Genomic DNA, 18,089 nt, shown 5'->3' with positions numbered 1-18,089 from the left:
CAACCCGACCGGCCTCCCGTCGATCACCACCGGCCCAACCGGGCCGACAGCACCGCAAGCGCGGCGACCCCGGCCGTGGAGGTACGCAGCACCTCCGTACCGAGTCGCACCGGCACCGCACCAGCCGCCTCGAACCCGGCCAACTCGTTCGGCGCGATCCCACCCTCGGGACCGACGACGAGCACGATCTCGCCAGCCGTCGGCAGTTCCACAGTGGATAGCCTCAGCGTGGCCTCCTCGTGCAGCACGAGCCCGACCGCCGCCGAACCGACCCGTCGTACCACTGCCGTGGTCGACTCGTCCGGTGTGCCGGCCACCGCCGGAAGCCACGCCCGGCGGGACTGCTTAGCCGCCTCCCGGGCGGTCGCCACCCACTTCTCCCGGGCCCGTACACCCCGCTCACCCCGCCACTGCGTCACCGATCGGGCCGCCGCCCAGGGCACGATCTCGTCGACGCCCACCTCGGTCATCGCCTGTACGGCCAGCTCACCCCGATCCCCCTTGGCGATGCCCTGTACGACGACGAGCCGAGGGTCGGACGGTGCGACGTACGCCCGGGAAGTCACGGTCAGATCGAGGGTGCCGCGACCGACGGCGGCGACCACGGCGGCGGCCGTGCCACCCCGCCCATCGGCCAGCAGCAACCGCTCGCCGACCCGCAGCCGCTGCACCGTGGCGGCATGATGCCCTTCGGGCCCGGCCAGGGTCATGACCTCGCCGGACGGCAACGCTTCAACCAGGAACAGCGGCTCACTCACCCAAAAAGGCTAGCCGCCGCCCCGCTCCCGCCGACCAACCCACCCCGCCCACGACCCACCCCGCGAGTCGACCGAGCGCCGCCGCGCCGTCTGGAGGTCGAGCACACGCGGCGTAGCCGTCGTGCGCGCAGACCGAAGACGGCGCATTGGGCGGCGCGACGTGGAGCGAGCCGCCGCGCCTCCGGCGCGGCAGATAATTCAGTGCCCGTTGAACGCGTCGCGCATCCGGGAGAAGAAGCCGCCCTGCTTGCTCAGTTCGGCGACCTCTTCGCCACGGGTCTTGGCGAATTCGCGCAGCATCCGTTCCTGGTCGGCATCGAGTTTGGTGGGGGTACGCACGTCCAGGTGCACATAGAGGTCGCCTCGACCGGTGCCCCGTAGGTGCGGTACGCCTCGGGCCCGCAGCCGCAGTGTGCTGCCGGGCTGGGTGCCCGGCTTGACGTCGACCGGTTCCTCGCTGTCCAGCGTCTTGATGGTGAGCCGGGTGCCGAGCGCCGCTGCCGTCATCGGCACCGTGACCCGGCAGTGCAGGTCGTCGCCCTTGCGGGAGTAGACGTCGTGGGTGCGCTCGTGGATCTCGACGTAGAGATCACCAGCGGTGCCGCCACCGGGGCCGACCTCGCCCTGCTGGGCCAGCCGGATCCGCATGCCGTCCTCGACCCCGGCCGGGATCTTGACGGTCAACGACCGGCGGGTACGGACCCGGCCGTCCCCGGCGCAGGTGGCGCAGGGGTGCGGGATGGTCGTGCCGTAGCCCTGGCACACCGTGCACGGGCGGGCCGATACGACCTGGCCGAGGAAGGTACGTTGCACCGACTGCACCTCGCCGCGTCCACCGCAGGCCTCGCAGGTGGCCAGGTGGGTGCCGGCTGCCGTACCGGCGCCGGAACAGGTGGTGCAGAGCACCGCGGTGTCGACGGTGATCGGGGCTTCCACGCCGAAGGCCGTCTCGTTCAGGTCGAGTTCGAGGCGCAGGATCGCGTCGGAGCCGGGCCGGGTACGCGGCCGGGGTCCACGGCTGCCGCCACCGGCGGCACCGAAGAACGCGTCCATGATGTCCTGGAACCCGACGAACGGACCGGCACCGCCGGGGCCTGCGCCCGCGCCACCACCGGGTGCCAGCGGGTCACCACCGAGATCGACTATCTGCCGTTTCTGGTCGTCGGAGAGAACCTCGTAGGCGGCGTTGATGTCCTTGAACTTCTCGTGCGCCTCCGGGTCCGGATTGACGTCCGGGTGGTACTGCCGCGCCAGCTTGCGGTAGGCGCGCTTGATCTCATCGTCGGAGGCGTCCCGCTTGACGCCGAGAATCCCGTAGTAGTCCTTGGCCACTGCGTTCCGTGTCCTCATGTCTGTCTCGCGTGCCGTCCGCCGGCCGTCTCAGGTCGGATTCGGCCAGTACGGATGTGGTCAATTCTGCGCTAACAGGTCGCCTACGTAGCGTGCCACGGCACGAACGGTGGCGATGGTGCCGGGGTAGTCCATCCGGGTTGGGCCAAGTACTCCCAAACCGCCCACGATGGTGGCACCCGGGCCGTACCCGGTGCTGACCACCGAGGTCGACCGCAGGTTGTCGATCTCGTTCTCGTCGCCGATGCGGACCCGCAGCGTGCTGCTGGGTTCAGCCTCGCCGATCAGTTTGAGCAGCACGACCTCTTCCTCAAGGGCCTCGAGGATCGGTCGCAGGGACCCCTGGAAGTCGAGGACGCCGCCCCGGGTGAGGTTGGCCGTACCCGCCAGTGCGATCCGTTCCTCGTGCCGCTCGACGAGGGTCTCCAACAACACCGTGGACAGGGTGGTCATGGCACCGCGCAGGTGCGGCGCCACCTCCTCGACCAGCGCCTGGACCAACGGCGGGGTGTCGGTCAACCGGTTGCCGACCAGTTTCTCGTTGACCACCCGACGCAGGTCGGTGACGTCGTCGACCGGCAGCGGAGCGGGCAACTCGACCAGCCGCTGCTCGACCCGGCCGGTGTCAGCGATCATGACGACCATCAGCCTGGTCGTGGAGATCGGCACCAGTTCCAGGTGCCGGACCGACGAGCGGGCCAGACTCGGGTACTGCACGACGGCGACCTGCCGGGTCAACTGGGCCAGCAGTCGGACCGTACGGTGCACCACGTCGTCCAGGTCGACCGCGCCCACCAGGAACCGTTCGATCGCCCGACGCTCGGCCGGGGTGAGCGGTTTGACCCGGGAGAGCCGGTCGACGAAGAGTCGGTAGCCCCGGTCGGTGGGTACCCGACCGGCGCTGGTGTGCGGCTGCCGGATGTAGCCCTCGTCCTCCAGCACCGCCATGTCGTTACGCACGGTGGCCGGCGACACGCCGAGCTGGTGCCGTTCGACGAGCGCCTTGCTGCCGACCGGCTCCTGGGTGGCGACGTAGTCCTCGACGATCGCGCGGAGCACGTCGAGCTTGCGATCATCGAGCCCCATCTTCACCTCCCTGCCGACTCTAGCCCGGTGACGCCACAACGCGGGGGACTGGCACTCGACTGTAGCGAGTGCCAGTCTACGTCCAAGTGGCACCCAACGCGATGATCACTTACCCTCCAGCACCCGGTTGTCCAGCGAAACTGTCGACAACCGGTCTGGCATCACTTGTGTCCTACCCTTAGCGTGACGTTTATGACAGAACCACCTCGCCCTCCTGGTGAAGGCGGCTACGAGGCCACGCCACCGGACCCGACCTCACCTCCCGTATCCCCAGCGTCCTACTCGATGCCGGGCGAGGCACCCTCACCCGGACACGCCCCGCCGCCGGCCGAGCCGACGCAGTACGAGGCGCCCCAGTACCAGGCGCCCCAGTACGAGGCACCGCCACCCGGCGGGAACTATCCGCCCCCCGGTGGTTATCCCCCGCCCGGCGACTATCCGCCACCGGGCGGGTACCCACCCGGCGGCGGCTACTACGGCGGTGGCCCGACCCCGGCCGGCTACCCCAGCAGTGACGACAAGACCTGGTCCCTGCTGGCCCACTTCCTCGGTCCGGTCGGCGTCTTCGTCGGCGGTGGCCTGCTGGGCTGGGTCGGTCCACTGATCGCGATGATGGCCAAGGGACCGCAGTCGCCGACCGTCCGGGCGCACTCGGTGGCGGCGCTGAACTTCCAGATCACCTGGGCCATCGCCACCGCGCTGGGCTATGTGCTGGCCACGGTCACCTGCGGCATCCTGTTCTTCGTACCGATGCTGGTCTTCCTGGTGCCGGTGATCTTCGGGATCATCGGTGGCGTCAAGGCCAACGAAGGGCTGCTCTACCGCTACCCGATGACCTACAACTTCGTTAAGTGACGTTCCGGTCGATCAGTTCCGCTGACGGATCCCGGGCGCGGCGGTACACCGGTCCGCCCGCCCGGGCGATCGTCAGGGCAACAGATCCCGGACCACCGCGTCGGCCAGGAGCCGTCCACGCAGGGTGAGCACGGCCCGACCGGCTCGGAAGTCCGGCTCCGCCAGCAACCCGTACTCCAGTGCCCGGTCGGCTCCGACCCGCCCGGCCCCGTCCAGCGTGTCCAGCGGCAGCCCACCGGCCAGGCGTAGCCGCAGCATCACGTCCTCCACCCGCTGGTCCTCGGCCGAGAGCAGCTCACGACCGTGCCCCGGGGACGTTCCAGCCGCCAGTCGGGCGGCGTACGTCGTCGGATGCTTCACGTTCCACCAGCGCACCCCGCCGACGTGGCTGTGTGCCCCCGGGCCGAGGCCCCACCAGTCCCCGCCCGTCCAGTAGAGCAGGTTGTGCCGGCACCGGGCGGCCGGTGTACGGGCCCAGTTGGACACCTCGTACCAGGAGAACCCGGCGGCGGACAGAGCGGCCTCCGCGGCCAGGTAGCGGTCGGCCGCGACGTCGTCGCTCGGGTACGGCAGCTCACCCCGACGCATCCGCGCGGCCAACCGGGTGCCGTCCTCCACGATCAGGGCGTACGCGCTGACGTGGTCGACCCCGGCGGCGATCACCTCGCCCAGTGAGGCAGCGAAGTCCTCCTCGGTCTCCCCCGGCGTGCCGTAGATCAGGTCCAGGTTGACATGGTCGAACCCGGCGTCCCGGGCCTCCGCCGCTGCGGCCGTGGCCCGGCCGGCCGTGTGTCGACGGTCGAGCACCGCCAGCACCCCGGCGGCGGCCGACTGCATGCCCAGCGAGATCCGGGTGTAGCCGGCGGCCCGCAGCGTCTTCAACGACTCCGGCGTCACGGACTCGGGGTTGGCCTCCGTGGTGACCTCGGCGTCAGGTGCCAGCCCCCAGGTACGGTCGATGCCGTCCAGGATCCGGGCGAGATCGTCGGCGGGCAGCAGGGTCGGGGTTCCACCGCCGACGAAGACGGTCTCCACCCGGCGTGGCGGCTGGTCGGCCAGGACCCGACGGGCCAGGGCCAGTTCGGCCAGCACCGTGTCGGCGTACCCCTCCCGGCTCGCACCACCACCCAACTCGCTGGCCGTGTAGGTGTTGAAGTCGCAGTAACCACACCGGCTGGCACAGAACGGAACATGGACATAGACCCCGAAACCACGCGCGCCGACCGAGACGAGCGCGGTGGCGGGCAGCGACCCGTCCTCGGGTACGGGTTCACCTTCTGGGAGCACAGCGGGCATGCACACTAGTGTGCCCGCATGACCGAAGAGCCTGACCCGCTCGTCCGGGTGTCGACCACATCCGGCGTGACCACGCTCACGTTGGACAGCGCACACAACCGCAACGCGCTCTCCACCCCACTGATGACGCAGCTGCTGACCGCCCTGGAGACCGCGATCGCGGACGACTCGGTCCGCGCGGTGGTGCTCTCCCACACCGGCCCGGTGTTCTGCTCCGGCGCCGACCTGAAGGAGACCGCGGCGGCGTTCGACAGCGGCACCGTACCGGCCGCGATGCTCGGTGACGTGCTGGCGATGATCTGGGAGTGCCCGAAGCCGGTGGTGGCACGGGTGGCCGGCCCGGCCCGCGCGGGCGGCCTGGGCCTCATCGCGGCAGCCGACATCGCGGTCTGCTCGGTGGCGGCGACCTTCGCCTTCACCGAGGTACGGATCGGCGTGATCCCGGCCGTCATCTCCGCCACCGTGCTGCCCAGGCTGAGCCCCCGGGCCGCCGCCGAGCTGTACCTGACCGGGGAGACCTTCGACGGCCGGCGGGCTGAGCAGATCGGCCTGGTCACCAGGGCCACCGCCGCCGACGAACTCGACTCGACCGTGGCCGCCTACTGCGCGGCGCTGCTGCGGGGCGCACCGGGGGCACTGGCCGGCGCCAAGGAGCTGCTGCGCCGGAGTGCCCCGACCGACTTCCGGGCCGATCTGGCCGACCTCTCCGCCCGCTCGACCCGTTTCTTCCGTTCCGAGGAGGGACGCGAGGGCATCATCGCCCTTCGGGAGAAGCGGCCGGCCCGTTGGGTGCCACCAACCTGATTGGACCGGTGAACCGGAGCGGATCGCCCGATCCTGCTCGTACCCTTCGCAACCGGTGATCTTTGCTTGGCCCCGGACGTACGATGGCACGCAAGCGAGCGTGGGGGTGTCAGTGCGGATTCGGGCATTGGTGGCAGGAGCCGTAGTACTGGCAATAGTTGTCGGAATCGGCCTTTATCTGAGCCTCGGACCACTCCGACACCAACTACCGATCCCCACGGTCGTCCGGGGCTGCACCGTACAGGCAGACGGCAAGGTTTACCTCACTGCCGAACAAATGGCCCACGCGGCGACAATCGCCGCGATCGGCGTACGTCGCAAGATGCCGGAACGGGCGGTCGTGGTCGCCCTCGCCACCGCGTTCCAGGAGTCCAAACTGGAGAACCTGACCGGGGGCGACCGCGACTCGGTGGGCCTGTTCCAGCAACGCCCGAGCCAGGGTTGGGGTACTCCGGAGCAGATCCGCGACCCCCGGTACGCGGCGAACCGGTTCTACGCGGCGCTGAAGAAGGTACGCGGCTGGGAGCAGATGCGCGTGACCGATGCGGCCCAGGCGGTGCAACGTTCGGCCTACCCGGAGGCGTACGAGAAGTGGGCGGACGAGTCGGAGGTGCTGACCCGCGCCCTGCTGGGAAACGCCACCAGCGCCGTGGCCTGCACGGTCGGGCAGCAGCCGGCGATGCGGGGCAACGCGGCGGCGACTGCCCTGACCGACGGGTTGAAGCTGGACTGGGGACGGCTGGAGTTCACTTCGCCGGCTGATCTCACCGGCCTGGCCGTCCAGGCCGCCGACCCCCGAACCGGATGGCGGTACGCACACTGGCTCGTCTCCCACGCCAGTGACCACGGGGTGAAGCGGGTGCGCTTCGGTGACCAGGAATGGACCGCCAAGAATGGCGAATGGACCCGCGTCACTGGCGAGGTGACCATTCCCGGCGTGGTCATCGCCGAGGTGTTCGCCGAGGTGTGACATTTCGCGGTCACACGTCCCAACTTTTCAATACCCCTACTCGCAGTTACCGCAAGACCCGGCAAATACGGATTTAAGCAGCTCCACCCTCACAATGGGTAACCCGCAGTCACCGGCCGGCTCTCCTTCGTAGCGGCTCGGTCGCATCGTCCCCGTTGACCGGAACACGGGCGATCAGCCACAGGGCCGCGAGCTACGATCGGCAACCTGTGTGCGCCTAGAAAAGGCTCCACCGATGGAAAGGGATGGACGCGGTGTTCGATTATGGTGGCCGGACCGGATACGAGCCGATCAGCGACGCCGATCGCAAGGAATTCCACGAGCAGGGCTTCCTGCTACTGCGTAATGTCCTGACCGAGGACCACCGCGCGGCGTTGGAGGCGGCCGTCGACCGCGTCTACGCCGAGGAGCGGGCCGCTGGCCGTACCACCAAGGACGGCACCCTGCACCTGCTGGGCTTCCTGGAGCGCGACGAACTCTTCGGTGAACTACTCACCCACCCGATCGCGTTCCCGTACATGTGGGGACTGGCCGGGTGGAACATCTACTCGCACCACAACCACCTCGACGTGACTCCCCCGGCAGCTGAGCCGGAGAAGCCGTACTGGGGTTGGCACCAGGACGGGTACCGGCAGAACTCCGACCCGGAGACGATGGACCCGAACCTGCCCCGCCCGATGTTCTCGCTGAAGGTGGCGTACGTCCTCTCCGACCTGTCGGAGACCGGCCGGGGTGCGACGAAGGTGATCCCGGGCAGCCACCTGTGGAACTCCCTGGACCGGCCGGAAGACCTCACCGTGCACAACCCGGACCCGGAGGGCACGGTCGAGATCACCGCCAACCCCGGCGACGCGTTCATCTTCGACCGCCGGCAGTGGCACTCCCGCTCGACGAACCTGTCAACCATCACCCGCAAGATGCTCTTCGTCGGCTACACCTACCGGTGGATCCGCCCCCTCGACGAACTGCACATCGACAAGGACGGCGAGTGGTGGGCCAACCGCACCCCGGTGCAGCGCCAGCTCTGCGGTGAGGGTACGCACACCGCGAACTACTGGGGCATCAACTGGGACGGCTACATCGACAACGAGATTCCGCTGCGTAAGGAGCTCAAGGAGCGCGATCTGCTCGATCGCAGCATCCCCTGGCTCCGCTGAGCAGTCTCCATAATGGTTGCGGCCCCGTCGCTGTCCAGCGACGGGGCCGCAACCATTCGGTCTGCGATGAGGGTCGTCAGTAGCGACTCACGCTGCGTCGCCCACCGATTCCCGATACCAGAGCCACCGCGAGGGCGGCCAGCACGACCTGGACGAGCAGCTCCGCCCAGTCGACACCGGCGGTCTCGGTGGCGATGCCCATGGCTCGGGCAAGCACGGTACCGAGCAGGGCTGCACCGACACCGATGAGCATGTGCAGCCAGATCGGCATGCTCTGGCGGCCCGGGATGACCAGACGACCAAGCGCGCCAACGATCAGCCCGACGATGAGTGCGGTAAGAATGCCGGTAAGGGTGAGTTCCATGACGGTCCTCCTCCGGGGGTCTGCCACGCTTGTTGGTGACCCCTAAGTTCCCGACCGCCGGGAAAATCAAACCGGACCGGTCACCGTCCGCAACCCCAATCGGTGCGCCGCATCCCTGATCGCACTGTCCATCGTGTCGAACGCCAGGGCCGGCGGCGCGTCCAGCGGGAACCAGCACATGTCGGACGACTCCGCCGGGTCCAGGGTGATCTTGCCGGCACCGAGCGTGGCCAGGAAGAACATGTCGAGTACGGGCACCGTCTCGCCCTGGAACTCGTACTCGCCCACGTACATGCCGACCAGGTCGCCCAGGACAATCCCGACACCGAGTTCCTCGTGAGCCTCACGTACCGCAGTGTCGGCGGGGTGTTCGGCACCTTCGCAGAAGCCGCCCGGCAGCTCCCACCGGCCGGCCCTCGGTTGCGCCGCCCGCCGCAGCGCCAGGAACCGTAACTCGCCCGGCCCACCGTCGAGCACGATCACCCCGCCGCTGGGCCGGGCGTTGACGAAGAGTCGGTAGCCACAGGCGGCGCAGTCGGTCGGTGGTGCGACCGACAGCGCCGCCGCACAGCGCGGACAGAAGGAGGCGGTGGGCCCGTACGCCCGCAGGGTCACTTCTTTCCGCCGGCCTTGCCGCCGCTGTCACCGGAGTCGGAGGTGGAGAGGGCGGCGATGAAGGCCTCCTGCGGGACCTCGACCCGGCCGACCATCTTCATCCGCTTCTTGCCTTCCTTCTGCTTCTCCAGCAGCTTGCGCTTACGGCTGATGTCACCGCCGTAACACTTGGCCAACACGTCCTTGCGGATGGCGCGGATGGTCTCCCGGGCGATCACCCGGTTTCCGATGGCCGCCTGGATCGGTACCTCGAACTGCTGGCGCGGGATCAACGTACGCAGTTTCGCCGCGATGTTGACGCCGTAGTTGTACGCCTTGTCCTTGTGCACGATCGCGCTGAACGCGTCCACCGCCTCGCCGTGCAGCAGGATGTCGACCTTGACCAGGTCCGACTTCTGCTGTCCCGTGGGCTCGTAGTCCAACGACGCATAGCCCTTGGTACGGCTCTTGAGCTGGTCGAAGAAGTCAAAGATGATCTCGGCCAGGGGCAGCGTGTAACGCAGTTCGACCCGGTCGGCGGAGAGGTAGTCCATGCCCTGCAACGAGCCGCGTCGGCCCTGGCACAGTTCCATCACCGCGCCGACGTAGTCGTTGGGGGTCAGCACCGTGGCCCGGACCACCGGCTCGTAGACCTCGGCGACCTTGCCGGTCGGGTACTCGCTGGGGTTGGTGACGACCACCTCGTTGCCGTCCTCCATGACGGCCCGGTAGACCACGTTCGGCGCGGTCGAGATGAGGTCCAGCCCGAACTCGCGCTCCAGCCGCTCCCGGATGATCTCCAGGTGCAGCAGGCCGAGGAAGCCGCAGCGGAACCCGAACCCGAGGGCACCGGAGGTCTCCGGTTCGTAGTTGAGCGCGGCATCGTTGAGCTTGAGCTTGTCCAGGGCCTCACGCAGCGCCGGGTAGTCCGATCCGTCGATCGGGTAGAGCCCGGAGTAGACCATCGGCTTCGGGTCCTTGTAGCCGCCCAGCGCCTCGCTGGCGGGCCGGGCGTTGATGGTGACGGTGTCACCGACCCGGGACTGCCGGACGTCCTTCACGCCGGTGATGAGGTAGCCGACCTCACCCACACCGAGCCCGTCGGCCTTCTGCATCTCCGGGGAGATCACCCCGATCTCCAGCAGTTCGTGCACCGCGCCGGTGGACATCATCTTGATCTTGTCGCGGGCCTCGATCCGACCGTCGATCACCCGGACGTAGGTGACCACGCCCCGGTAGACGTCGTACACCGAGTCGAAGATCATCGCGCGGGCCGGGTCGGCCGCCTCGCCGACCGGCGGCTTGAACTGTCGGACGATCTCGTCGAGCAGATGTGGCACACCCTCACCGGTCTTACCGGAGACCCGGATGCAGTCGGCCGGGTCGCCGCCGATCAGGTGGGCCAACTCCTCGGCGTACTTGTCCGGCTGGGCGGCCGGCAGGTCGATCTTGTTGAGCACCGGGATGACGTGCAGGTCGTTCTCGAGCGCCAGGTAGAGGTTGGCCAGCGTCTGGGCCTCGATCCCCTGGGCGGCGTCGACGAGCAGGACCGCACCCTCGCAGGCGGCCAGCGACCGGGACACCTCGTAGGTGAAGTCCACGTGGCCCGGGGTGTCGATCATGTTGAGGACGGCGTGCTCCCCCTGCCGATCGCCCTCCCGTACGGTCCACGGCATCCGGACCGCCTGGCTCTTGATCGTGATGCCGCGCTCACGCTCGATGTCCATCCGGTCGAGATACTGCGCGCGCATCTGCCGGGGATCGACCACCTCGGTGAGCTGCAACATCCGGTCGGCCAGGGTCGACTTGCCGTGGTCGATGTGGGCGATGATGCAGAAGTTCCGGATGCGTCCAGGGTCGGTGGCACCAGGAGCGTTCGCGCCGGGGTCGAGCGTCGGTGGCACAGCGGTCCGTTCTGATCGGCTGAGGTGGACGGGTGACAGCCGGCGTCGTACCGGCCGCCTCTATGCTCCCACGTCCCTGGAAGCAGGGTCGGATCACTCCTGCGGCGATCGCGGTCACTCCTGCGGCGGCTCCAGGAACAGCGCGGCCAGCCGGGGCAGCCGCCGCCGTACCTCGTCCTCGTCGTCGAAGTCCCAGAACTCCCCCAGTTCCGGGACCGGCACCGGGTTCGGATCGGCCGGCAGGTCGCTGGCGGTCGCCCGACGGTACGCATCGTCGGCGATGGAAAGCATCGCCTCGGCGTCGAACTCCTCACCGGTCACCGCCGCCTGCCGGATCACCGGCAGTTCGGCCAGCGAGTCGGGCTCGGCCACCGCCTTGGCGAACGTTGCCCGGCCCTGCGTGATCAACCAGCCCCGGAAGTAGTCGAAGCCGTCGTCGGAGCAGCCGCCGTTGATCAGGTACGCCGCCCCCCACAGGTCCACCCGGTAGGAGGCCGCCAGCACCCTACGCAGGTGCCGGTCGAACCCGGCGATGTCGTCGACGTCCCGGGCAGCCAGCAGTGCCGTCGCCCGTTCCGCGACCGCCTCGACGTCCCCGTCGGCACCGGTCCGGGCCTGGTCGATCAGGGTCCAGAAGTCGTCCGTCCGCATAACGGGGCAGTCTGACAGATCATCGCCGGCGGAGACGCGCCACGCTCACCGCATGCCACCCGCATCGCCGCCGGGCAGGATGGGACCATGCCCGCGCTCCCGTTGCCGGCCGTGCCGTACGACCGCACCGCGATCCGCCCCGACTGGACCGACCTGCCGACGGACCTGCGCGCCGCGATCGAGGTGCAGCTCGGCGCTCCGGTGGTCGCCGCACGTACCGCCGGGGGCGGATTCACCCGGGGCTTCGCCGCCGTGCTCGACCTGACCACCGGTGAGCGGGTCTTCGTCAAGGCCGCGACCCTGACCGGCCAGCCGGACCTCTGCGAGTGGTACGCCCGGGAGGCCGTCGTCACCTCGGCCCTGCCCCCGGGGATCGGGGTGCCCCGCACCCGCTGGACCCTCACCGTGGCCGGTTACTTCGTCATCTGTCTGGCGGCCATCGACGGTCGGATGCCGACGCTGCCCTGGGTGCCCGCCGAGTTGGACGCCACCCTGACCGCGTACGCGGCCGTCGCCGACGCACTCCACGAACCCCCGGCCGACCTGGTCGCCCTCGGCCTCCCCGGGTTGGCCGCGATCGCCTGGGACGACCTGTCCTGGTGGCGGGAGATCGCCGCCGGCCGCGAACCCGTGCCCGCCGTACCCGCCGGCACCCTCGACCGGTTGCCCGAACTGGTCCGCCTGGAGGCGCTGTTACCCGCGTACGCCGCCGGCAGCACCTCCGTCATCCACTGCGACCTGCGACTGGACAACGTGATCATCGACCGGTCGGGGGCGGCCTGGTTCTGCGACTGGAACTGGATATGTTTCGGTCCCGCCTGGTTCGACCTGGCCAACCTGCTGGTCACCGTGTACGCCAGCGGCCTGGACGCCGACGCGATCTTCACCGCCCATCCCACGACGGCCACCGCACCACCGGACGCGCTGGACGCCGTGCTGGCGGCCCTGGCCGGCTACTGGTTGTATCGGGCCGACGCCGGGCCGACCCGGGCATCCCCGCACGTCCGGTCGCACCAGCGGTGGAGCGGTGAGGTGGCCCTGGCCTGGCTGACCGCCCGCCAGGGGTGGCGATGACCCCGCCGGGCCGGCCGGGAGGCTGGTGTGCCGTGCCCCACCGGCCTGGGATAGGCTGATGGACATTGATCAGGCGGCGTGGGCAGAGGGCTTTTGGCCTGGCCGGATTGACCTGGTAACCTGACTCTTCGCGTGTGGCAGACGCCTTATTGTTGCCTGCGCGTTGAATAGACCAACCCGAGCTATCAAGACGAGGCTGTCGCGTGGCGAACATCAAGTCCCAGATCAAGCGCAACCGGCAGAACGAGAAGCGCCGGCTGCGTAACAAGTCGGTCAAGTCGTCGCTGAAGACCGCCATCCGGAAGTTCAACGAGGCCGCCGAGGCCGGCGAGACCGAGAAGGCCACCACGCTGCTGCGTGACGCCTCGCGCAAGCTGGACAAGGCCGCCAGCAAGGGTGTCATCCACAGCAACCAGGCGGCGAACCGCAAGTCGGCAATCGCCAAGCGCCTGCAGTCGCTCTCCGCTGCCTGACGGATTCGACACTGACCTGTACGGGCACCTCCGAGCCCTTCCGCTCGGGCGGTGCCCGTCATGCTGTCCAGGAATCCCCTGTCCGGGACCAGGAATCCCCTGTCCGGGACCAGGAACCCCCTGTCCAGGAATCCCCTGTCCAGGAATCCCACAGCGCACCAACCCGTCCCGCAGGACGAATACTGGTTCCGGTGCGGAAATCCGTCGTTCCTGGTCCAACCACCCTCGTCACCGGTAACGGCGCTTGGCGGGCTGGTGAACCAGTCGATGCCGACGGTCGGGCTGTTCCCCGTGCTCGGGCCACTGGCGGAGCGGGCGTGGCCGCTGCCGTACCTGGGGTAACCGGTCGGCGGAGCTCAACGCCAGCACCGGCCGCCGCCAGCCCCAAGCCGCCCCGATCCGATCCCGCCGCGCACCAGGTTGCCCGCCGACCGCTGCCCCGGTACGCCCCGCCGGCACCGCCTGTGGGCCGGCCGGGCTGAGATCGACGGTCCGGGAGTCAGCCGGCCCGGAACGGGTCACGGGTGTGCCGATCGGTCCCGGCCCCGCCGGCCGCAGTACCGGTGCCGGCCGTGCCACCGTCATGCCCGGCACCGCGGCCCGGCCGACGGCCGGCGTGATCTCCCGCCGGAACCGGTCCTGCTCGACCTCGGGCACCCGGGACGCCGAGCGCGCTATCGCAGCGGCCACCTCATCGTTGATCTTCACGAGTGCGGCTACCACCACCGGCAGGATCAACACCCCCCACCAGCTCATCAACTCCGCGAGGCCGAGCAGTACGCCGAGGAAGACGGCTCCCTCGAAGTAGATGAACCGGAGCAGCCCACCCGGATTGACGTGGCGCAGCCGCAGGATCCGGGAGTACAACGGCCGGGGCAGGGCGTCCGCCGGTACGACGGGCGGCGGTCCCGCCCCCGCCGTACGCCGATCAGTCCGCCCGGCCGTCCGGTGGCCGTCGTTTCGTGACGCTCCCCTGGCAGGTGTCATCGCACCCCGCTTCCCTGCCGGGCGGCAGCCAGCGCGAAGACGGCCCGTTCCAGGGCGTACCCCCGGTCGTCCGCGCCTCCCTTGACCGCCGCGTTGCACTCGGCCGCCGCCTGCATCGCATCGACCAGTCCCTCGGGGGTCCAGCCGCGCCCCTGGCGCTGAGCCCGCTCGATCTTCCACGCCGGCATGCCGAGGCTGCTGGCCAACTGATAGGCGCTGCCCCGCCCGGCTGATGCCACCCGGGCGACCGTACGCACGCCGTCGGCGATGGCATCGGCGATCGGAACCGGATCGACCCCGACGTGCAGTGCCCACCGGAGGGCTTCCAGCGCACCCGGCACGTCACCGACCATCGCCGCGTCCGCGACCGTGAAGCCGCTCACCTCGGCCCGGCCACGGTAGTAACGGGCAACGGTGTCCGCCCCGATCCGGCCGTCCGTGTCGGCGATCAGTTGGGAGCAGGCCGAGGCCAGCTCACGCAGGTCATTGCCGACCGAGGCCAGGAGCGCTTCCGCAGCGTCCTCGGTGCACCGACCGCCACCCCGGCGGATCTCCTCGCGGACGAAGCTGACCCGGTCCCGGTGTCCCTTGAGCTTGGCCGCCGGGATCACGGTCGCGCCGGCCTGACGCAGGCCGTCGGCGAAGGCCTTACCCTTGGCCGCCCCGACGTGGGTCACCAACAGGTGGACCTCCGGATCGGGATCCTTCGCGTACGCCAGCAGAGCGCTCACCAGGTCCTTGCGGGCGTCCTGACCGGACCGGACGATCAGCACCCGCCGACCGCCGAACAGGGACGGGCTGAGCATCTCGGCGATCTCGCCGGGGGTCAGCGACCCCGCCTCGTACTCGCGGACGTCGGCACCAGGGTCGACCTCGCGGGCTGTGGCTACCGTCCCGGATATCGCACGGGCGACGAGAAGTTCCTCGTCACCGAGGACGAGCAGGACGGGGGCCAGGCTGCTGGGGGTCACGTCGCCCATACTCGCACGCTGAGCGGCACACTTCAGATCTGCTTACCCGGCTCCCTGCGGCTGACCCCGCACTTAGTGCAAATCCAGACATTTACCTTAAGCTCGGATGTTCTGTCGAACGTAGTGGTTGGGCAAGATCGTACGCGGAATCGTCCGGGCGCCGGGGTGGCGTGGCCGGGACGACTCACTCGCTGGCGCCCGGACGACACGCTCGCCGGGGCCCGGAAGCCCCTCTCGCCGGTGCCCGGAAGGACTCCAGACCGGTGCGGAACGACTCTCTGGCCGGGTCGGCCGGCAACGGGTTGCGGCGGGTCGGCCGGCAACGGGTTGCGGCGGGTCGGCCGGCAACGGGCGGCAACGGGCGGCGGGGCCCGAATGGTGGCCCGGTTGACACGACCGGGATCCAGTCCACGTGCGACCACCGCCAACCCGCCACCGGATCGGATGACCACGGCCAGATCCCCGTCGGTGTCCGTACGCAGCACCCGCGCCCCGCCCCGGGCCAGTCGGGCCAGAACAGCCGGGTTCGGATGGCCGTAGTCGTTGCCGGCCCCCACCGGGACCAGGGCCACCACCGGGTCGGCCGCGTCGAGGAACGCCGGCTCCTGGTAGGCGCTGCCGTGGTGGGCGACCTTGAGCACGTCGGTCTGCAGACCGCCCGGCGGCAGCCGGTCGAGCAGTGCCCGCTGTTCCTCGTTCTCGGCGTCCCCGGCCAGCAGGATGCGGACTCCACGTACCCGGGCCGCCAGCATGATCGAGTTGTTGTTCGGATCGGACCGCGTCCCGCGCAGCTCGTGGGGCGGCCCGATCAACGTCAGCTCCACCTGTCCGGCGGTGTACGTCCAGCCGGGACCGATCGCCGCCACCGGTGTCGCTTCCCGTGCGGCGGCCAGCCGGACCGCCTCACGACCCGCTGCCGGCTCGGGCCACTGTGGAATCGTCACCGCCGTCACCCGGCGCCCCCGGAACACGCCGTCGACACCGCCGACGTGATCGGCATGCAGATGACTGAACACCAGCAGCGGCACGGTCCGCACACCGAGCCGACGTAGGCAGCGGTCGGCAGCGACCGGGTCGGGCCCGGCGTCGATCACCACGGCCTGCCCCGGACCCACCGGTAGTACCACGGTGTCCCCCTGACCCACCGCACAGACGACGACCACCCAGCGCTCCGGCGGCCAGCCGGCAGCCACCAGCCGGACCGGCAACGCTCCGATGACCACGGCCACGGCAACCACCGCCACCAACCGCCGGACCAGCGGGTTCCGGGCGGCCAGCAGCAGGGCCACGGTGAGCCCGGCCAACGTCAGGCCACCGGCGACCCCGTCCAGCCAGGGCAGCGTGCCGGCCGGCAGCTGTGCGCCGTACCGCGCCACGGTCACCAGCCACCACGCCGGCCAGCTACCGAGCCACGCGGCGAACTCGGCACCGGCCGGCCAGACCGGTGACACCACGGCCGCCACCACACCGAGCACGGTGGCTGGTGCGATCGCCGGCACCACCAGCAGGTTCGCCGGTACGGCCACCAAACTGATGGTCCCGGACAGCCCGGCCACCACCGGGGCGCAGGCCACCTGCGCGGCGGCCGGAACAGCCAACGCCTCCGCCACGCCCGCCGGTACGCCCCGACGACGCATCGCATCCCGCCAGCGTGGCGCGATGAGCAGCAAACCTCCGGTGGCGAGTACGGAAAGGGCGAACCCGGCGTCCCCGGCAAGTTCCGGATCGGCCACGACCAACGCGGTGACCGCCCCGCCCAGCGCCGGTAACGCCGCGCGGGGACGGCCGAGGGCCAGCCCGAGCAGCCCGACCGCCCCCATGGCGGCAGCCCGTACGACGCTCGGCGACGGACGGGCCAGTATCACGAACCCGACCAGTGCGAAGCCACAGATGGCGGCGGCCAGCCATGGGCCGGCCCTGCCCCAGCGGGCCAACAACAGCACCAGACCGACGATGATGGCCACATTGGAACCGGAGACGGCATTCAAATGTGTCATTCCGGTGGTCAGGAAGTCGTCCTCGACCGATGGCTCCAACCGGCTCGTGTCCCCCACCACCAGCCCCGGTAGCAGCCCGCCCGGCTCGTCCGGCAGCGGTGCGCATGCCCGCTGTAGACCGGCGCGCAGCGAGCCGGCTGCCCGCTGCCCCCACGACGGCTGGCCCAGCCTGGTCGGAGGTGTGCTCACCGACAACACCGCAGCGGTGAGGTCGCCGCCACGAGCCGGCATCAGTCGCCCCTCGGCAGTCACCCGCTGACCGGGCAGCAGTTGCCGCCAACCGGGGTCACTGGCCAGCACCAGGAGCCGGGCCGGAATCCGGATGCGCACGTCGTCGGCGGCCCGTACCCAGGACAGCTCGGCAGCGACCAGGTGTACGCGGGGACGGCCGGCAGCACCCCGGACCGCGCGCGGATCATCGCGGACGACCAGTTCAGCGGTGACGCTGGCGTGCTCGCGGACCAGTTCGGCCAGCGGGACGGCGTCACGGACCACGAGGCGGGCGGCGGTGGCCGTACTGCCACAGACCACACCGATCAGCACCGTGCTGGCTATCCAGCCGTACCGACCGACGTCGACCCGACAGCCACTGGCTCGCCTGCGACGGATGAGCCAACCGGCCAACACGCCCGCGCCGACAGCGGCCAGTACGGCGACGGTCACCATGACGCGTACGGACAGGTAGAGCCCGGCAAGTCCGGACAGCCAGGTTGCCACCGCCAGTCCGGCCAATCTCAGGTCCAACTGTTCCGTCCTGGCCGACGGGTCCCCGTCGACGGTCGGCAGCGGCACCAGCGT

At 69.9% G+C, this 18,089-nt stretch carries 16 protein-coding genes and 1 pseudogene; 6 read left to right on the top strand and 11 right to left on the bottom strand.

What is annotated here, in order from left to right; all coding sequences use genetic code 11:
• Positions 1–23: 23 nt before the first annotated feature.
• From ACFQ4H_RS17465 to hrcA, 3 genes are all read right to left on the bottom strand, one after another.
• The gene (locus ACFQ4H_RS17465; RefSeq protein WP_377572036.1) at positions 24–758 is read right to left on the bottom strand and encodes a 16S rRNA (uracil(1498)-N(3))-methyltransferase; all 735 of its coding nucleotides are present in this window, start codon (positions 756–758) and stop codon (positions 24–26) included.
• A gap of 198 nt (positions 759–956) precedes the next feature.
• The gene (gene dnaJ, locus ACFQ4H_RS17460; RefSeq protein WP_377572101.1) at positions 957–2,090 is read right to left on the bottom strand and encodes a molecular chaperone DnaJ; all 1,134 of its coding nucleotides are present in this window, start codon (positions 2,088–2,090) and stop codon (positions 957–959) included.
• A 78-nt stretch (positions 2,091–2,168) separates the two neighbouring features.
• On the bottom strand, positions 2,169–3,194 hold the full coding sequence (hrcA, locus tag ACFQ4H_RS17455) for a heat-inducible transcriptional repressor HrcA (protein WP_377572035.1): 1,026 nt from the start codon (positions 3,192–3,194) through the stop codon (positions 2,169–2,171).
• A 285-nt stretch (positions 3,195–3,479) separates the two neighbouring features.
• Between hrcA and ACFQ4H_RS17450 the strand changes: the two genes are divergently transcribed.
• Positions 3,480–4,049, top strand: a complete 570-nt coding sequence (locus ACFQ4H_RS17450; protein WP_377572034.1) for a DUF4870 domain-containing protein — start codon at positions 3,480–3,482, stop codon at positions 4,047–4,049.
• Positions 4,050–4,121: 72 nt separating this feature from the next.
• On the opposite strand, the gene hemW is transcribed toward ACFQ4H_RS17450, so the two are convergent.
• A complete protein-coding gene (hemW, locus tag ACFQ4H_RS17445; protein WP_377572033.1) occupies positions 4,122–5,345 on the bottom strand; it encodes a radical SAM family heme chaperone HemW in 1,224 nt (407 codons plus the stop codon).
• A gap of 18 nt (positions 5,346–5,363) precedes the next feature.
• Here hemW and ACFQ4H_RS17440 point away from each other — a divergent pair, with 18 nt between their 5' ends.
• The 3 genes from ACFQ4H_RS17440 (at position 5,364) to ACFQ4H_RS17430 (ending at position 8,276) form a co-directional block, all read left to right on the top strand.
• Positions 5,364–6,149, top strand: a complete 786-nt coding sequence (locus ACFQ4H_RS17440; RefSeq protein WP_377572032.1) for an enoyl-CoA hydratase family protein — start codon at positions 5,364–5,366, stop codon at positions 6,147–6,149.
• A gap of 106 nt (positions 6,150–6,255) precedes the next feature.
• Positions 6,256–7,119 (top strand): hypothetical protein, encoded by an 864-nt coding sequence (locus tag ACFQ4H_RS17435; RefSeq protein ID WP_377572031.1) that lies wholly within the window; start codon positions 6,256–6,258, stop codon positions 7,117–7,119.
• Positions 7,120–7,364: 245 nt separating this feature from the next.
• Entirely contained in the window at positions 7,365–8,276 is a 912-nt protein-coding gene (locus ACFQ4H_RS17430; protein WP_377572030.1) for a phytanoyl-CoA dioxygenase family protein, read from the top strand.
• A gap of 76 nt (positions 8,277–8,352) precedes the next feature.
• On the opposite strand, the gene ACFQ4H_RS17425 is transcribed toward ACFQ4H_RS17430, so the two are convergent.
• From ACFQ4H_RS17425 to ACFQ4H_RS17410, 4 genes are all read right to left on the bottom strand, one after another.
• Positions 8,353–8,640, bottom strand: coding sequence for a GlsB/YeaQ/YmgE family stress response membrane protein (locus ACFQ4H_RS17425; RefSeq protein WP_377572029.1), 288 nt, complete (start codon positions 8,638–8,640; stop codon positions 8,353–8,355).
• Between the two features lie 66 nt (positions 8,641–8,706).
• Complete coding sequence (locus ACFQ4H_RS17420) at positions 8,707–9,255, bottom strand: NUDIX hydrolase (RefSeq protein ID WP_377572028.1); 549 nt, start codon at positions 9,253–9,255, stop codon at positions 8,707–8,709.
• Positions 9,252–11,138 (bottom strand): translation elongation factor 4, encoded by a 1,887-nt coding sequence (lepA, locus tag ACFQ4H_RS17415; RefSeq protein ID WP_377572027.1) that lies wholly within the window; start codon positions 11,136–11,138, stop codon positions 9,252–9,254. The genes ACFQ4H_RS17420 and lepA overlap by 4 nt, the downstream gene beginning before the upstream one ends.
• 114 nt (positions 11,139–11,252) lie before the next feature.
• A complete protein-coding gene (locus ACFQ4H_RS17410) occupies positions 11,253–11,789 on the bottom strand; it encodes a DUF4240 domain-containing protein (protein ID WP_377572026.1) in 537 nt (178 codons plus the stop codon).
• 87 nt (positions 11,790–11,876) lie between these two features.
• Here ACFQ4H_RS17410 and ACFQ4H_RS17405 point away from each other — a divergent pair, with 87 nt between their 5' ends.
• A complete protein-coding gene (locus ACFQ4H_RS17405; RefSeq protein ID WP_377572025.1) occupies positions 11,877–12,863 on the top strand; it encodes a phosphotransferase family protein in 987 nt (328 codons plus the stop codon).
• A 203-nt stretch (positions 12,864–13,066) separates the two neighbouring features.
• A complete protein-coding gene (gene rpsT / locus ACFQ4H_RS17400; RefSeq protein ID WP_377572024.1) occupies positions 13,067–13,336 on the top strand; it encodes a 30S ribosomal protein S20 in 270 nt (89 codons plus the stop codon).
• Between the two features lie 228 nt (positions 13,337–13,564).
• Here the strand turns inward: rpsT and ACFQ4H_RS17395 are convergent, their stop codons facing one another.
• From ACFQ4H_RS17395 to ACFQ4H_RS17385, 3 genes and pseudogenes are all read right to left on the bottom strand, one after another.
• Positions 13,565–14,323: a hypothetical protein gene (locus ACFQ4H_RS17395; RefSeq protein WP_377572023.1), complete on the bottom strand. Its 759-nt coding sequence runs from the start codon at positions 14,321–14,323 to the stop codon at positions 13,565–13,567.
• Positions 14,320–15,303 carry a DNA polymerase III subunit delta gene (gene holA / locus ACFQ4H_RS17390; protein ID WP_377572022.1) on the bottom strand — a complete coding sequence of 328 codons (984 nt, stop codon included), beginning with the start codon at positions 15,301–15,303 and terminating at the stop codon, positions 14,320–14,322. The genes ACFQ4H_RS17395 and holA overlap by 4 nt, the downstream gene beginning before the upstream one ends.
• Positions 15,304–15,695: 392 nt before the next feature.
• Positions 15,696–18,083 (bottom strand): annotated as a pseudogene (locus tag ACFQ4H_RS17385) (ComEC/Rec2 family competence protein); the annotation flags it as partial.
• Positions 18,084–18,089 lie beyond the last annotated feature (6 nt).

The sequence above is a fragment of the Micromonospora sonneratiae genome (assembly GCF_042679305.1).
Lineage (GTDB): Bacteria > Actinomycetota > Actinomycetes > Mycobacteriales > Micromonosporaceae > Micromonospora_H > Micromonospora_H sonneratiae.
Note: the sequence above shows the minus strand (reverse complement) of the source record. Positions and strands in the feature narration are given on the sequence as shown.

Excerpts from the sequence above, each read along its gene's own strand:
- hrcA (WP_377572035.1), bottom strand. The coding sequence starts at position 3,194 with ATGGGGCTCGATGATCGCAAGCTCGACGTGCTCCGCGCGATCGTCGAG.
- hemW (WP_377572033.1), bottom strand. The coding sequence starts at position 5,345 with ATGCCCGCTGTGCTCCCAGAAGGTGAACCCGTACCCGAGGACGGGTCG.
- ACFQ4H_RS17450 (WP_377572034.1), top strand. The coding sequence starts at position 3,480 with ATGCCGGGCGAGGCACCCTCACCCGGACACGCCCCGCCGCCGGCCGAG.
- ACFQ4H_RS17425 (WP_377572029.1), bottom strand. The coding sequence starts at position 8,640 with ATGGAACTCACCCTTACCGGCATTCTTACCGCACTCATCGTCGGGCTG.
- ACFQ4H_RS17395 (WP_377572023.1), bottom strand. The coding sequence starts at position 14,323 with ATGACACCTGCCAGGGGAGCGTCACGAAACGACGGCCACCGGACGGCC.
- ACFQ4H_RS17410 (WP_377572026.1), bottom strand. The coding sequence starts at position 11,789 with ATGCGGACGGACGACTTCTGGACCCTGATCGACCAGGCCCGGACCGGT.
- ACFQ4H_RS17430 (WP_377572030.1), top strand. The coding sequence starts at position 7,365 with ATGGACGCGGTGTTCGATTATGGTGGCCGGACCGGATACGAGCCGATC.
- ACFQ4H_RS17405 (WP_377572025.1), top strand. The coding sequence starts at position 11,877 with ATGCCCGCGCTCCCGTTGCCGGCCGTGCCGTACGACCGCACCGCGATC.
- holA (WP_377572022.1), bottom strand. The coding sequence starts at position 15,303 with ATGGGCGACGTGACCCCCAGCAGCCTGGCCCCCGTCCTGCTCGTCCTC.
- ACFQ4H_RS17440 (WP_377572032.1), top strand. The coding sequence starts at position 5,364 with ATGACCGAAGAGCCTGACCCGCTCGTCCGGGTGTCGACCACATCCGGC.